Source organism: Rhizobium metallidurans (assembly GCF_014196505.1).
Taxonomy (GTDB): Bacteria; Pseudomonadota; Alphaproteobacteria; order Rhizobiales; family Rhizobiaceae; genus Rhizobium; species Rhizobium metallidurans.
Window position 1 is genome coordinate 1 of the sequence record NZ_JACIDW010000040.1, and the last position, 14244, is coordinate 14244.

The following is a 14244-nucleotide window of genomic DNA, read 5'->3' on the forward strand; positions in this document are numbered from 1 at the left end:
GCCACAAACAACACCGCCAAGTCGTGGAATGGTATGGCGGACGCTTTGGGCCGGAAGATATCAGCGTCGCTACGATCAATGAAAGGTTAGCGAAACTGGCACGCCGCCGAACGCTCGGAAAAGCCGGTTTCGCCAAAAGCCAGAACAAGCATCACTGACCGCAAAATAATCCAGCCGCGGCCTCCGCCGTATGCTTACTTTAGGCCCGGCATGTGATGGAGCGGATTTAAATTGAGCGCTCCGCCTGTGAAGCCCATATCTTACAAATGAACTTCATAGGGTGTGAGGCCTTTGAGGGTCTCGGGGTTGGTTGCTAGGAAGAGGTTCCATCGGCCCAACACACTACTAACTGCTTGGAACACCTCAGATATGTCCTGTTCGATCATGCCGGCCAGAATGTAATCCGATCGCACTTCCGCCAAGTCAATTCGTCACATCCAAAGTTGCCGTCGCACAAAACGTTAGCCCTTATGCTTCGAAGGCAGAAATGTACTCCCAGATAGTGAGAGCCAAATCGATGAAGCGTCGCCCGAGCCCTCCATGTGTTCATCAAACCAGGGCTATAGGACTTGCCCATTACCGCGATGAAGTAGTATGCGATGGAACGCGTACGGCGAGAAGCCCTCTCAACGGGAATGAAGACGGCTATCAGCGCAAAGCTCGATCTTGGTCATGCCTAAGTTCTATTCGGAAAGGGGCAATAGATTTGTCATCTCCTAGCTGGTTCGACAGTTTGCAAAAAGGCGCGATTACCTTCTCGCCTGTGCGCAGGGAACATCAAGAGTATATCTTCTCGCTTCGCACAAATCCGATTTACAATCGCCATTTGTCGGCGCCACCCGCTTCTGCTGCGAAGCAAGGTGACTGGATAGACGGTTACGTCACGCGTGAGGAGAGGGGTGAGGAATTTTACTTTCTCATAACGCGCACTGATGATGGCTGCCCTTGTGGCACCGTTCGGCTCTATGACTTCCAAGGGACGTCATTCTGTTGGGGTAGTTGGATCCTCGATCAGAACAAGCCTCGGCTCGCGGCGGTCGAGTCAGCGTTACTGGTTTACGAAATTGCATTTGAGAAATTAAAATTTCTCGAAAGCCATTTCGACGTACGTGTTGATAACACTCGAGTTATCAAATTTCATGAGCGAATGGGTGCCGTCAGAACTGAGATTTTGGCTGATGACCAACATATGCGGCTTACTAAAGCCGCTTTCGAAGCTGAAAAATGCAACTTGCTTCGGATTATAGCTGGCAACGGCTAAGCGGTCACCAGTTGTTCTTTGATCGATATGCAGTCGCTACCTGAGGTAGTCTCCACATGTGGAGACGAAAGAAAAGAAGCATACTGGAAATATGCCACCTTAGGAATTTGAATGACTTATGACTTTTTCGTTGCGCGTCGTGGATTACCACGACAGGCGTTAGGAGTAGCACTGAAGCGCCCGCTTTCCATATGCGGGCGCATATATCGATATCCTCGTAGTAGAGGAAGTATCGTGTGTCGAAGCCATTCAGCTTTCTATACCCGTCGTACTTAAAGAGCATGAACATCCCTGCCACACATTCCGGATGAAACGGGTTCATCTGAGATAATTCCATGTGTCGGCCATCAGAAATGCCCAAGACCTTTTTCACAATCCCCAGTATGGTAGGAAAGTGCCGGGCACTGTCTTCGACACATCCCGTCGAATCCACAACCTTTGGAGCGATCATAGCGCTTCCGGACGCCACAAGCTCTGTCACTAGCGCCGAAAACGGATTCTCTACGAAATCGATATCGGGGTTCATTACGCAAAAAAAATCGTCTACGCAAAGACAGAACGCATCGTTGTGATTGTGTCCGAAGCCCTTGGGGGCACTATTCCAGCGCCTTATCACTCGAGGGCTTTCCGGAAGACTGATGACCTCGGGAATGTTGTGAGTAATTATGACAGTGCCAATTTCAGGAAAATCAAGCAGCTTCTCAATCAACGGGATTATCATCTGTCCGTGACCATGACTGACAATCGATACGGTGACCCTCATCTCCTTAGGACCATGTAGAGTTGCACTCCGCATCACCGCTTATCCTACATTCTCACCGTTTTGATAAAAGCTCTCCAACGCCGATTGCCAATCCGGCATACCGAAGCCAAACATACGATTAAACTTCTCATTAGAGAGCCTGGAGTTTTGAGGCCGACGAGCCGTAGCGTTATATTCTCTCGTCGAAACTGCAAGTACTCTTGCCAATCCCGTTTGACCTATTCGATCTCGTATAGCTTCTGCAAAGCCATGCCAAGACGTCTCGCCAGAGCACGTAAGATTATATGTACCCCAAAAACCCTTCAGATCGGAGCCCTTGGGTTGGATAACTATGTGCTCAATAGCTCCTGTCGTCGCTACAGCGAGATCATTGGCACTAGTCGGCGCGCCAATCTGATCGCAGACTACGCAAACCTCCTTTTTCGCCGCTAGCAACCGTTCCATAGTCAGCAGAAAATTTGTTCTACGCCGGCTGTAAATCCAGGAGGTGCGAAAAATGAGGTGATGCTCGCAAAAGGCTCTGATCGCGCGCTCTCCCTCAAGCTTACTCGCGCCGTAAACGTTCAACGGACCAGTCGGATCACTTTCGGTGTAAGCACTGTCATTGTTCCCGTCGAAAACATAGTCTGTCGAGAAATGGACAAGGAGAGCTCCGATTTCTGAAGCCAATACCGCCAAATGTCGCGGTGCCTCCGCATTAAGTGCGAAAGCCAAGTCGGAGTTTCTTTCGGCAGCGTCTACACCTGTATACGCCGCAGCATTAATGATCCAGTCGGGACGCTCCGCCCGTATGGCATTTGCCAGTGGGTCCGGCTGCATCAGATCAAAAGCCTCCCGTGATGGCGCTACCACTTCGCCCAACCGAGCTAAGCACATCCTAAGTTGCCAGCCGACCTGGCCGGATGCGCCGACGAGGAAAAATTTCATTTGTAGAGCTCTGCTTGATCGAAGCTGGTACCAGTTCTGTCCTTCTCAGACAATATTGGAGGGCGTTGTTGGCCCCATAGGATATCCAGGCTCGGGTCAGCCCAGGATATGCAGCGCTCATGCTCGGGTGCGTAATATTCCGTCGTCTTGTAATTTACGTGAGCAACCGATGAGCGCACTATATAACCATGTGCAAAGCCTGGAGGGATCCACAACTGCAACATGTTCTCGTCACTGAGCTCAATTCCAAACCATTTTCCAAATGTTGGAGATGAGCGTCGCAGGTCAACGGCGACATCATATATTGCTCCTCTAGCCGCGCTCACTAACTTTCCCTGAGGACGCACGACTTGATAATGAAGACCGCGTAATACATCGCAGGAAGAAGAAGATGTATTATCTTGGACAAAATCCAAGTCGACTCTAGTCAACTGCGAGAACTCGCGCTTATTCCAACTCTCGAAAAAGAAGCCTCGCTGATCTGCATAAACCGTTGGCTTCAAGACAAACATACCGGCCAAAAGGCCCTCAACCTCATGCAACTGCATTCAACGCACCACCTTCAACATACGTATTCGTTCAGAAACGCTACTATTCGCGCGGATGAGGCGCCGTCTTATTCTTTTCAAGACCCTAAATGATCGCTGGCAGAAGATGTTGGTGAAAGTCATGTTGTTGAGGAGCCATTGTGCCAATTCGTCTGTGTCAGTCTCGACGACATCATCAGCCTCTGTCGACGGAACCATGGAGTCAACACATTCGTTATTGAGGATGTCCGCGAGCACCTCAGTTCGATGAAATTGCACATAGTGTCTCCGAGACTGCTTTGACTCTGCAGATAGAGCGTCGCGCTTTAGATTCTTACAATGTTCAATTAAATCGTCCTTCCAGTGCCAGTTAAAGGCGGTTGGGTAGCCCAGACTTATGCCGCTCAAGATGCGGGAATACATATGACGATGGAGCACTACAGGAATACCAGCACCCATGGCTTCGATTAACGTTAAACCACCACCGTACGGGAATGACGCGACATACAAATCAACTTTATGCTCAACTAATGCGTCCCACACGCTCGCAACCCAAGGAATGTATACGAATCGGTTCTGTTCTACCCCGTATTTGCGTAACCTTCGGCGAAGTCGGTAGAGTGCCCAAGGAGTAAGGCGACCGATATGGATGTGCCGTCCTACACCTTCTCTTAGAAGTTCGGGCACCACGTCAAGGTAGTTTACATAGTAGGGTATTTCGATCTTATTCAATCGCGCGGCTGTGCATGTCGTTAAATAGCCGTTCTCCATAAACCCAGCTCTGATAGAGCGACGATCTTCAACAACTAGCGGGACGAATGTGTTCTGGATTTTGAGCGCCTTTCTGCAATTGCAGAAGCCCATGGGGTGAGGATCAATGTGCTCAACGTCGGATAGGAACACCCCCAGACACAGGTGATGGTCGCCATGATGGTAGAAGGTCGTAGGTATTCGCATCTCGGGAACAACGGCCGCCACAGCGACGCTGTCTTGATGGTGATTGAAAAGATATACGCGCTTTGGCGACATCTCCAAAAGCTTGGTCTGCAACCACCTAAGGCGCTTCCAATGGTTTCCTCCTGGAACTGCGTGGAAAGAGGTGAATTTGCCATTGGAAAGACTCGAATTGACCGCTCCAAGTTCTGATACGCCGGCGAGCTCGGTCGATAAGATTGCGTGCTGTTCGTTGGGCCTTGCCGCGATGAAATCCTTAATAACCTTAGTATGCCCGCCGGATGTTTGCAGCTTCGATACAATATATACGTTACACCCGTGCATGTTCTTGCCATCATTCCTTGGCTGAGCTATTGCACCAAGGGAACGGTAGGAAATCAACCCAAGTTCCTGGCATCGCCGATCCAATTCTTTTGATCCATAGATGTGCGATACAAGCATCGGTTCGGAAATTACGGTCTCAACAAACTCTTGTATTAAGTGCAGTGCGGTATCAAAGCGATGCCTTCTAATTTGAGCATCGATGCGAGCAGACAGATCTGTGAAATTCTGGTACCGGTCAAACACGAACGAAGCACCTCATAATAATGTTAAACGCCAAAGCCGCACTCGCGCTTAGTCGAGTGCGGCGAACCGATGCGCATGATCAGTTTACCACCTTGAACGTCTTTAGAGGGCGGTGCAAGGCACTTACCTGACCGTCCTTGGCACCGTATGACTTTGAGCAGTGTTACCTAAACTTCTGAATTGCATCTGCAACATACTCAACTTGCCGATCTGTTAAGCCCGGAAACATCGGAAGGCTTAATACCTGTGATGCAAGTAAGTCCGAAATAGGAAGCTCGAATCCTGAATACTCCGGATAGCAACCCTGCTTATGAGGGGGGATCGGATAATGAATTACGGTACCTACTCCCAGTTGAGCTAAATGCGCTTGTAGGGCATCTCTTGCTTCGCTTCGTATAACATACAGGTGCCAGACCGAAGCGACTCCTTCCGACACTTCAGGCAAAGTCACCCCGGCAGGTTGAAGCAATTCAGTATACAGATCGGCGATGCGGCGTCTTTCTTCATTCCATTCGTCAAGTTTTTCGAGCTTTACGCGAAGAAATGCCGCCTGAAGTTCATCGAGCCTGCTATTATAACCAACGTTATCATGCTTATACTTAATGACTGATCCATAGTTACGAAGTTCACGAACCTTGGCCGCGATGCCGTCATCGCTAGTTAACACTGCTCCGCCATCGCCCAGCGCCCCTAGGTTTTTTCCTGGATAGAAGCTTGTGCCAGCAGCATGCCCCAACGAACCCGCTCGCCTTCCATTGTAGAGCGCGCCCTGAGACTGTGCCGCATCTTCAATCACTATCAAACCAAATTCCGCGGCCACCGCGTTGATTGGATCCATATCAGCCGGCTGACCGTAAAGGTGAACAGGCATCACTGCGCGCGTTTTCGATGTTATAGCGGCAGCAATCTTGGAGGGATCCATATTATGGGTTCGGATATCTGGCTCGACTGGCACCGGCGTCGCGCCGCAGTGAGTTACAGCGAGCCACGTCGCTACAAACGTATTTGAAGGAACAATAACTTCGTCACCCGGACCGATGCCGTATGCCCGTAACAACAGCTCCAATGCGTCAAGACCGTTGCCGACCCCAACACAGTGCTTTACCTGAGAATATTGTGCAAACTCAGCTTCGAATGCAGTCAACTCGGCACCGGTGATAAACCAAGCGGAGTCAACGGTGCGTTCATAAGCCGCGTTTAGCGACGCTCGGATAGGCTGATGGAGTTTTCCAATATCGAGGAATGGTATTTTCATGACACAGTTGCTCTGTTGGCATCCGCTTGAAATGCGGCATAGTTTCGGTAGTAATCAAGCTCATCGTAGTATGCAGATGCCATTACCATACATACCGCCCCCGACGAAAAATTGTCTATCTCGCGCCAGATCATAGGGCAAACATACAGGCCGTAATAGCTCCTGTTCATATGAACCGTCTTCTTGGTGAAGCCGTCATCGAGGTGAATGTCGAATGACCCAGACATTGCAATTATTAGCTGATGCAGATCTTTATGGGCATGACCGCCGCGCTCGGCTCCGCCCGGTACATCGTACAAATAATACACTCTCTTGATGTCGAAGGGCACATGCCTGCCTCCTTCGACAAACGTAAGATTCCCACGCGGGTCATTGATCCGGGGCAAATCTACAATCTTACATTTATCCAGCAGCATTACGAATTCCTATGATCGCGCGCTCGCTCGTGCGGCGGCGTCTCCGCAGGGAGACACAAAAGGGCAGTTAGTCGTCTAATAAATTTGTTCATGGGCCCTAACCGCTAAGCTCATCTCACAATCATTCCTCTTCGGAACCCTGAAAGGAATGGCGAACTCACTCGGCTTCGCTCATTTCGCGAAAGCTTTGGATTCGCTAACCGACTTGATATGCGGCCTACTCGCCGTCGAGTGCCTTTAGCAATGAAGGAATTTCAATTCGAAAATCCGCGTGTATGCCCTCGCCGCCATCTCCCTCTATTTCGCCAAACACATAATTAACATTTCCACCTATAGCAGACGCGATATTTTGCCAATACCAAAAACTGGTGTCGGGATACCGACCTATCAGCACGTGAGTTCTGGCCGAGCTGGGGGCAAAGACGAGGTTCGCAAGCGCTGCGCCCGAAGAACCGACGATCGTTTTGGCGCTCGCGAATAATCGGACTTGCTCAATAAAACCCAGCTTCTCTGGTTCAACTATGGTGTAGCCGCGATCTGTCAAAGCGGCCTCGAGCTCAGCCGCGTTAGTAACGCGCCGACTTCCGGAATTTCGACGGATGTAGAATTTCTCAGGCGTTGGAACCGCACTTTCAGAGAGAGCTTTGTGTAATACAACGGCCCTCAAACGTTCGAAAGCGTGTGGATTGAACCGTCCTTGGGAGTGCGCCAGCAGTGCAGGTCCCTTTTGAGGCCTCCTGCCAAACGGGACATAACCCGCAACGGATGTCGCATGTAGTTCGCTTATCTCTAGTGCCCGACCCACAGATAGAGCGATGATGGCACGATCGGGCGATACAAAATAAGATAGGGAATCAATGATATTTCTATGGAGGCCTGCATTTATGACGATAGGCACATCCTTAAACTTGGTTTCCGCACAATAGAGTGCCAAGCGCGGGAGGACCTCTGTTAGCCAGTGAGCATAATTAGGTGCACACGCGTCCACAAAAGATGCGGCCACGTCCATAGCCACTGGTTCTTTATCTCTATGTAGCCATCTTACACGAGAAGACGCCGCTGACACTAGTAGTCGACCATGTAGCTCTTCGCTAGTGTAGTCCCGTTGGAGATCGAAAAGATCGTGGCAGACGACTTGATCCCCACATTGAATTAGATTGCTTCCACCGTTGATCCTGGCATTCATCAATGCCCGAACGCTAACTTCGGGCGCTAAGTATCCGTCCTGGGGCGATATATAGCTTTGATATTCACTAGGAATTACTATCGGCGCGTTTGTTTTCACATGGGCAGCTTCAGCTAGCCTTGTATCATCGCCGCGGCCCTTATATGATCGATATGGCACGAGGCGTCGCCACTTTCGAACCTCCGGGTCGACACTCCAGCTCGATACGATCGACAGATACAGTGGGAAAATGTGGCGCCATATGAAAAGTACAACGGCTCGAATGGGAGCGATAGGCTTTGCGTAACGCCGGTAGAACCTCGCGAACCAGCGGATCGCCGGTCTCGCTGCCCTCATTTTTGCAGGATGAGGGGGTACATCGACAATTTTCAGGTCACCGGCCGCTTCAGGCATAAAGATTGCGTCCTGTTCTACAAGGTATTGCTGAACCACGGGGAGTTACGTTTACGTTCCACTACAAACTTGAGGACAGTTTCTGGCTGACAAGATATTGTGCCACGACATCTTCAGGCGATCCGTCCGCCACCAACCGACCATGGTCTACCCATAAGACACGGTTGCAAAGGGTCTCAATCAGCTTGTGATCGTGCGAAACCATGATCATAATGTTCGCTTTGTCTATCAAAGCCGTCATCCTAGCTCGAGCTTTCGCCATGAATGCAGCGTCGCCGCCTGCGAATATTTCATCCAATATCAATATGTCTGGATGCATTGCAGTAGCCAGCGAAAACGCGAGACGCATGTACATGCCAGTGGAGTAATATTTCACGGGAGTGTCAATAAATTCCTCCAGCTCCGCGAAGGCGATAACCTCTGGCGATATTTCCTCCAAACTTTCTCGGCTGTATCCGAGAATGGCGCCGTTTAGGAAAATATTCTCGCGGCCGGTAAATTCAGGATGGAAACCCGCGCCAATTTCGAGAAGCGGAGCTACCTTGCCATTAATGATCAGCGTGCCGCTTGAGGGTTCATATACTCGACACAATGCCTTTAGCAGGGTGCTTTTCCCGGCACCATTATGCCCGACGATACCGACGCGATCTCCTGCCTTAATCGCAAAAGTCATTCTGTTTACAGCGGCGAAGTCGGAGTAAGATCGTATCTTTTTCTTCTTTAAAAGACCTGCAAAGTAGTCTTTTAATGACGGAGATCTGTCATGATAGACGCGAAATTTGATCGAGAGTTCTCTGACATTGATGTACGACATATCTGCTATAGCCTGAAAACTATCTGTTTTTCGTTGCGCATAAATACAATCAATCCAAGCACGGTGGAGCCTAGTGCAAAAGCGCATGCCTGAAGCAAAACGTCAGTGGTCGGCAAACTGCCGTAGTAGAGTGGCATTCGGAACAACTCGATAAACGGTACGATAGGGTTCAGCGAAACGAGCCAGCCTATGCTGCCTCCAGCGAGCGCCTCCGGCTTGTACAGAATAGGTGACAAGAAAAAAAGTCCTTGCATTGCAATAACTGTTACATACTGCAGGTCTCGAAAGAACACAGTCGCAACGGACATTATAAGACCAGCGCCGAATGAAAAAAAGAATACAATAAAGTAAGCAATCGCTATGAAGAAAAGCGCGAAGGATATTTTCGCACCTATAGCAATAATTATAAAAAATAGTGCTATGAAAGATAAAAGGCTATCGACGAGTAGCGCTAATGCTAGACTGATCGGAAAGACCAATTTCGGAATGTATATCTTTTTTATGAGGCCTTCATTGTTGATGAAGCAACCACCGGACTGCGTTACGACAGCACTAAAAAAGTTCCAAGGGATCATTGCGGCGAATAGAAAGACAACGAAATCCTTTAAGTCAGATTTCAATAGCCCTGAAAAAACAGCCGCCATCACCGACATCATCAAAAGTGGGCTGACGAGGGTCCATAGGTACCCTAGGAACGTCCTCCGATATCTCAGGATGAGTTGCTGAGCGATCAACTGGCGTATGACGCCCCGGCTGCCATAGGCCTCAATCAGAAGATTCTGTATTCTGGACTTCAAAACGGTAGCTTCTCGTCAGCAAGGTTCAAAAGATATCGACCATATGCGTTGCGCGCCAATGGCGCGGCAAGCCTTAGAAGCTGTTCGCGATCGATCCATGAATTCTTGAACGCCACTTCTTCCGGGCACGCAACCTTAAGGCCCTGACGGTGCTCCAAAGTGGCTATGAATTGGCTTGCCTCTAAGAGGGATTCATGAGTTCCGGTGTCAAGCCAAGCGTATCCGCGGGACATTATTTCGACTTCAAGCTTGCCATCCTCCAAGTAAAGTCGGTTGATATCTGTAATTTCGAGTTCACCTCGCGCGGATGGTTGCAAGGATTCAGCGTAGTCGATCACCCTTTCGTCATAGAAGTACAAGCCGGTTACAGCGTGGTTCGATCTCGGTGAAACTGGCTTCTCTTCTAAACTAACAGCCTTTCCTGCTGCGGTAAATTCAACCACGCCGTACCGCTCGGGATCTGTCACGTGATAAGCAAAAACCGTTGCTCCACTTTGTCGCGACGATGCGCTCGACAATAAGTTAGAGAAGTTGTGACCATAGAATATGTTATCACCTAATACCAAACACGTTGGATCATTTCCAATAAATGACTTTCCGATCAAAAACGCCTGAGCCAAGCCATCTGGCGAAGGCTGAACGGCATACCGCAAATTTATTCCCCACTGTGCACCACCTCCCAGCAACTGCTCAAAGCGTGGCGTGTCCTGGGGCGTTGATATAACCAATATATCGCTGATGCCCGCTAGCATTAGCGTGGTCAACGGGTAGTAAATCATCGGCTTATCATACACCGGAAGCAACTGTTTACTAACTGCGGTTGTGGCCGGATAGAGTCTGGTGCCCGATCCGCCCGCGAGTATTATGCCTTTGCGACTCATGATCGACTTTCCACTTTGTAGTGTGCATTCATCCAGACCCGGTATGCGCCAGTCGATACCTCGTTTACCCATTCTTGATGCTCGAGATACCATTGAACTGTCTTGCGCAAACCCGCTTCAAAAGTCTCCTTCGGCGTCCACCCAAGTTCCGTCGCTATTTTATTTGCATCGATTGCGTAGCGCCTATCGTGCCCCGGGCGGTCTCTTACGAACGTAATTTGATGCGCATAAGATCGTGCTCCGGCCAGCGGTTTCAATTCATCAAGTACACCACAAAGCGCCTTCACTACCTCTAGATTGGTTTTCTCGTTCCAACCACCAATGTTGTAAGTCTCACCCAGCACACCACATTCCAGAACGCGACGAATTGCAGCGCAATGATCTTTAACGTAGAGCCAGTCTCGGATCTGCTGCCCGTCGCCATAGATTGGTAGATCCTTACCGGATAGGGCGTTTAGAATGCATAGCGGAATCAGCTTTTCCGGGAAGTGAAACGGCCCGTAGTTGTTCGAGCAATTTGTCGTCAACACTGGAAGTCCGTATGTGTGGTGATAAGCACGGACTAGATGGTCAGACGCAGCCTTGCTCGCAGAGTATGGGCTATTGGGTGCGTACCGACTGTCTTCTCGGAAGGCTGCATCGTCCTTCTCAAGCGAGCCATACACTTCGTCGGTCGAAACATGAAGGAAGCGGAATGCGATTTTCTCCGCGTCGGGCAACGCGCTCCAGTAAGCGCGCGTGCTTTCAAGCAACCCGAATGTACCGACGACATTGGTCTCTATAAAATCAGCCGGTCCATGAATAGATCGATCAACGTGGGATTCTGCCGCGAAATTCAAGATTGCTCTAGGCTTATGCTGCGAGAGCAACGTCGACATGAGTTCGACGTTGCCGATGTCGCCTTTCACGAAAACATGGCGACAGTCGCCACCAAGGCTAGACAGATTTTTCAGGTTACCGGCATAGGTCAGCTTATCAACGTTCACCACGACTTCGTCGCTGTCTGCCGCCCAGTCGAGGATAAAGTTACTGCCGATAAACCCCGCGCCGCCGGTCACTAGAATAGTCATCGATCGTGCATCTTTCGCCAACATGGTACACTGTCAGGATCGTGTCTGCCAGATCTCCGATCTCAGTGGCCCAGCCAATAATCGGCAGGGCTTTACACCACAAGGATAGGCAGGTCAAACTGGCATAGTAACGCTTCCTCGCTAGGCTCGTCATGCTCTCAGCCCCAACGTTGGACCGCCGGGAGCTGGAGTTTTCCGGCTCTGATCACGATGACGGACTGGTTGCGCCACCGGGATTATGCATCGCGATCGGGACGTTATACCCGATCGCCGAATGAGGTCGATCCTCATTGTAGTATCGACGCCAAGTGTCAAACTTTTCTCGCGAATCTGCAAGGGTCAGGAACCAATGCGCGTTCAGGCACTCGGCCCGAAGCTTGCTGTTGAAGGCCTCGATGAAACCGTTATCGGTCGGTTTTCCGGGCCGTGAGAAGTCCAGGGTGACGTTGTTGGCATAGGCCCACAGGTCCAGGTCGCGAGAAATGAATTCGCTGCCGTAACACCTTCGGAAGAATGCGGTGAATGAGGCTTTGACCAGTTGCGTAGCCCCATCAGGCGAAGCAGGTGGTCATAGCCGGGCAATAGGTCTCACAGTGGTTTTGCGAAGCCACACTTGCAAGGAGACCGGCTATGACCGACAACGACATTACCGCATCCGCTCCCGTTCTGGCAGCGATTGATATTTCCAAGGAACGCCACGAAGTGCTGATCGAAGCGCCGGACAAAATCCGGCGCCGCCGAGTAAGCGTTCTTAACAATCTCGATGAGTTTGATCGCCTGATCGGCTTGTTGCGCAGTTATCAGCGCCCTGTCCGCATCGCCTTCGAAGCGACAGGAAACTATCATCGCGCATTGGCATATCAGCTCGGCTGCGCCGGCTTCGAGGTCAAATTGATCTCGTCTATCGCGCTGGCCCGGACCAGGGAGGCCCTGCATAATTCATGGGATAAAAATGATCCGAAGGATGCCCAGGTTATCCTCCACATGATGATCATTGGTGTCGAGCAGTTCTACCATGACCCATTGATGCACGGCACCAATGACATTCAGGAGCTGTCGAAGACGCACGACATGGTCTCAAGGTCGAAGACAGAACTTTGGCATCGGATCCTGACACATTACCTGCCATTGTATTTCCCTGAAGCGGATCGCTTCCACCGCAGTTCGCGCAGCGACTGGTTCTTCGCTTTCCTCGAACTGTTTCCGTCTCCGCACTTCATCGCAGCCATGAGCAAGGACGCTTTCATCAAAGCTGCCTGGGATGTGGTGGGTCGCAAAGTTGGCAAAGAGCGTTTGCTGGCAGACATTTACGCAACGTCAACCCGTTCGATCGGCCTTCCCGTTGCACCCGACTCTGACGCTATCTGCATGTTTCGTATGATCCTGGCCGAGGGCAGAAGCCTGATCGCACAACGTAATCAGATCGAGGCGCGTGCGGTTGCGATGCTGAAGGACAACGCAGACTACCAGCTTTTATGCACGATCCCCGGCATTGGCCCAATCAATGCTCTGACAATCCTGGCAGAGGCCGGAGACTTGCGTCGCTTTCAACACCATCGCCAGTTCCTGAAGTTCTGCGGCATGGATCTTGCGACAATCCAGTCAGGAATGTTTCGAGGCCAGACCAAGCTCTCAAAATATGGAAATGCACGGCTGAGGCGGACCTTATGGATGGCAGCCCAAGTCGCGATATTGCAGCGCGCTAACAGCTTCCGCGACAAGTTCGAGCGATACATCACCAAGGACCGCCACAACACCCATTTACGTCGCAAGGCGTCAACAGCAATCGCCGCCAAGATGGCCCGCACAGTACATGCGGTTATCAAAAGCGGTGAACCTTATCGCCCCTTCTTTGAAGGGACGATCCACAGCGGAAGGACCCTTCTCTGACAGTGCCGTGGAGGCGTTGAGCTGATCAGCGACCTCGTAGATAATGTTCAGGCCTTCCGCTCGACGGCAAAAGGATCTCGTCTTAAGGACGGTGAGAGCCGCGATATGCGTACTCTGTGTTTGTTATGGGAGAGACCGTTCGTTGACGATCGGCCGGGCCTACATCATAATCCAAACGCATCGGGAGACCGACGCGATTACGACCTGCTGCTAAAACGGCGCTTCATTCCGAATATAGGACGTTGTCGACCCTGATCGTCTTGGGATAACCGGTTCCCTTGCAGATGCGCTCCAAGGTCTGAACGACATCCTCATCGCGATAAGTGAACCGTGCGTCGGTGGCGGGGCAATAGCGCGACCGCGTTGTCAGTACCGGAGCAATACTCCCCAGTAGTGCCGTTTGAATCTTCCCCAGTTGCTGCGGCCGCCGGTCTTCCGGGGCGCGCCCTCGCCGATACTCCTTCCGATGGTCGGGAGGGGCATGTTGGTGATCAAGCTGAGGGAGACGATCATGATCCTGGATCTGCATCAGCAGGGGCTGAC

At 50.8% G+C, this 14244-nt stretch carries 13 protein-coding genes and 2 pseudogenes; 2 read left to right on the plus strand and 13 right to left on the minus strand.

Translation table 11 applies throughout. From position 1 onward, the window contains the following. Nucleotides 1–706 precede the first annotated feature (706 nt). Complete coding sequence (locus tag GGQ67_RS24325; protein ID WP_210279784.1) at nucleotides 707–1261, plus strand: GNAT family N-acetyltransferase; 555 nt, start codon at nucleotides 707–709, stop codon at nucleotides 1259–1261. A 4-nt stretch (nucleotides 1262–1265) separates the two neighbouring features. Here the strand turns inward: GGQ67_RS24325 and GGQ67_RS24330 are convergent, their stop codons facing one another. From GGQ67_RS24330 to GGQ67_RS24385, 12 genes and pseudogenes are all read right to left on the minus strand, one after another. Next, nucleotides 1266–1970 (minus strand): galactosyltransferase-related protein, encoded by a 705-nt coding sequence (locus GGQ67_RS24330; RefSeq protein WP_210279785.1) that lies wholly within the window; start codon nucleotides 1968–1970, stop codon nucleotides 1266–1268. A gap of 93 nt (nucleotides 1971–2063) precedes the next feature. Continuing rightward, complete coding sequence (gene rfbD, locus GGQ67_RS24335; protein WP_183902684.1) at nucleotides 2064–2951, minus strand: dTDP-4-dehydrorhamnose reductase; 888 nt, start codon at nucleotides 2949–2951, stop codon at nucleotides 2064–2066. Continuing rightward, entirely contained in the window at nucleotides 2948–3499 is a 552-nt protein-coding gene (gene rfbC / locus GGQ67_RS24340; RefSeq protein WP_183902685.1) for a dTDP-4-dehydrorhamnose 3,5-epimerase, read from the minus strand. Before rfbC ends, rfbD begins: the two co-directional genes overlap by 4 nt. Further along, nucleotides 3500–4999 carry a glycosyltransferase gene (locus tag GGQ67_RS24345; protein WP_183902686.1) on the minus strand — a complete coding sequence of 500 codons (1500 nt, stop codon included), beginning with the start codon at nucleotides 4997–4999 and terminating at the stop codon, nucleotides 3500–3502. Between the two features lie 163 nt (nucleotides 5000–5162). Next, nucleotides 5163–6254, minus strand: a complete 1092-nt coding sequence (locus GGQ67_RS24350) for a DegT/DnrJ/EryC1/StrS family aminotransferase (protein WP_183902687.1) — start codon at nucleotides 6252–6254, stop codon at nucleotides 5163–5165. Continuing rightward, nucleotides 6251–6670, minus strand: coding sequence for a sugar 3,4-ketoisomerase (locus tag GGQ67_RS24355; protein WP_183902688.1), 420 nt, complete (start codon nucleotides 6668–6670; stop codon nucleotides 6251–6253). Before GGQ67_RS24355 ends, GGQ67_RS24350 begins: the two co-directional genes overlap by 4 nt. 217 nt (nucleotides 6671–6887) lie before the next feature. After that, a complete protein-coding gene (locus GGQ67_RS24360) occupies nucleotides 6888–7679 on the minus strand; it encodes a glycosyltransferase family 61 protein (protein ID WP_183902689.1) in 792 nt (263 codons plus the stop codon). A 631-nt stretch (nucleotides 7680–8310) separates the two neighbouring features. After that, entirely contained in the window at nucleotides 8311–9063 is a 753-nt protein-coding gene (locus GGQ67_RS24365) for an ABC transporter ATP-binding protein (RefSeq protein WP_183902690.1), read from the minus strand. 5 nt (nucleotides 9064–9068) lie between these two features. Next, nucleotides 9069–9860 (minus strand): ABC transporter permease, encoded by a 792-nt coding sequence (locus GGQ67_RS24370; protein ID WP_183902691.1) that lies wholly within the window; start codon nucleotides 9858–9860, stop codon nucleotides 9069–9071. Then, nucleotides 9857–10741 carry a glucose-1-phosphate thymidylyltransferase RfbA gene (rfbA, locus tag GGQ67_RS24375; RefSeq protein ID WP_183902692.1) on the minus strand — a complete coding sequence of 295 codons (885 nt, stop codon included), beginning with the start codon at nucleotides 10739–10741 and terminating at the stop codon, nucleotides 9857–9859. The genes GGQ67_RS24370 and rfbA overlap by 4 nt, the downstream gene beginning before the upstream one ends. Beyond that, entirely contained in the window at nucleotides 10738–11811 is a 1074-nt protein-coding gene (gene rfbB, locus GGQ67_RS24380; RefSeq protein WP_183902693.1) for a dTDP-glucose 4,6-dehydratase, read from the minus strand. The genes rfbA and rfbB overlap by 4 nt, the downstream gene beginning before the upstream one ends. Nucleotides 11812–12016: 205 nt before the next feature. After that, a pseudogene (locus tag GGQ67_RS24385) lies at nucleotides 12017–12307 on the minus strand (integrase core domain-containing protein); the annotation flags it as partial. 134 nt (nucleotides 12308–12441) lie between these two features. Between GGQ67_RS24385 and GGQ67_RS24390 the strand changes: the two are divergent. After that, a complete protein-coding gene (locus GGQ67_RS24390; RefSeq protein ID WP_183902694.1) occupies nucleotides 12442–13701 on the plus strand; it encodes an IS110 family RNA-guided transposase in 1260 nt (419 codons plus the stop codon). Nucleotides 13702–13945: 244 nt separating this feature from the next. Here the strand turns inward: GGQ67_RS24390 and GGQ67_RS24395 are convergent. Next, nucleotides 13946–14068 (minus strand): annotated as a pseudogene (locus GGQ67_RS24395) (IS3 family transposase); the annotation flags it as partial. Between the last annotated feature and the right edge of the window lie 176 nt (nucleotides 14069–14244).

Bases quoted from the DNA above. Each gene is read 5' to 3' on its own strand.
- GGQ67_RS24350 (WP_183902687.1), bottom strand. From the start codon at position 6,254: ATGAAAATACCATTCCTCGATATTGGAAAACTCCATCAGCCTATCCGA.
- rfbD (WP_183902684.1), bottom strand. From the start codon at position 2,951: ATGAAATTTTTCCTCGTCGGCGCATCCGGCCAGGTCGGCTGGCAACTT.
- rfbA (WP_183902692.1), bottom strand. From the start codon at position 10,741: ATGAGTCGCAAAGGCATAATACTCGCGGGCGGATCGGGCACCAGACTC.
- GGQ67_RS24360 (WP_183902689.1), bottom strand. From the start codon at position 7,679: ATGGACGTGGCCGCATCTTTTGTGGACGCGTGTGCACCTAATTATGCT.
- GGQ67_RS24390 (WP_183902694.1), top strand. From the start codon at position 12,442: ATGACCGACAACGACATTACCGCATCCGCTCCCGTTCTGGCAGCGATT.
- rfbC (WP_183902685.1), bottom strand. From the start codon at position 3,499: ATGCAGTTGCATGAGGTTGAGGGCCTTTTGGCCGGTATGTTTGTCTTG.
- rfbB (WP_183902693.1), bottom strand. From the start codon at position 11,811: ATGACTATTCTAGTGACCGGCGGCGCGGGGTTTATCGGCAGTAACTTT.
- GGQ67_RS24365 (WP_183902690.1), bottom strand. From the start codon at position 9,063: ATGTCGTACATCAATGTCAGAGAACTCTCGATCAAATTTCGCGTCTAT.
- GGQ67_RS24355 (WP_183902688.1), bottom strand. From the start codon at position 6,670: ATGCTGCTGGATAAATGTAAGATTGTAGATTTGCCCCGGATCAATGAC.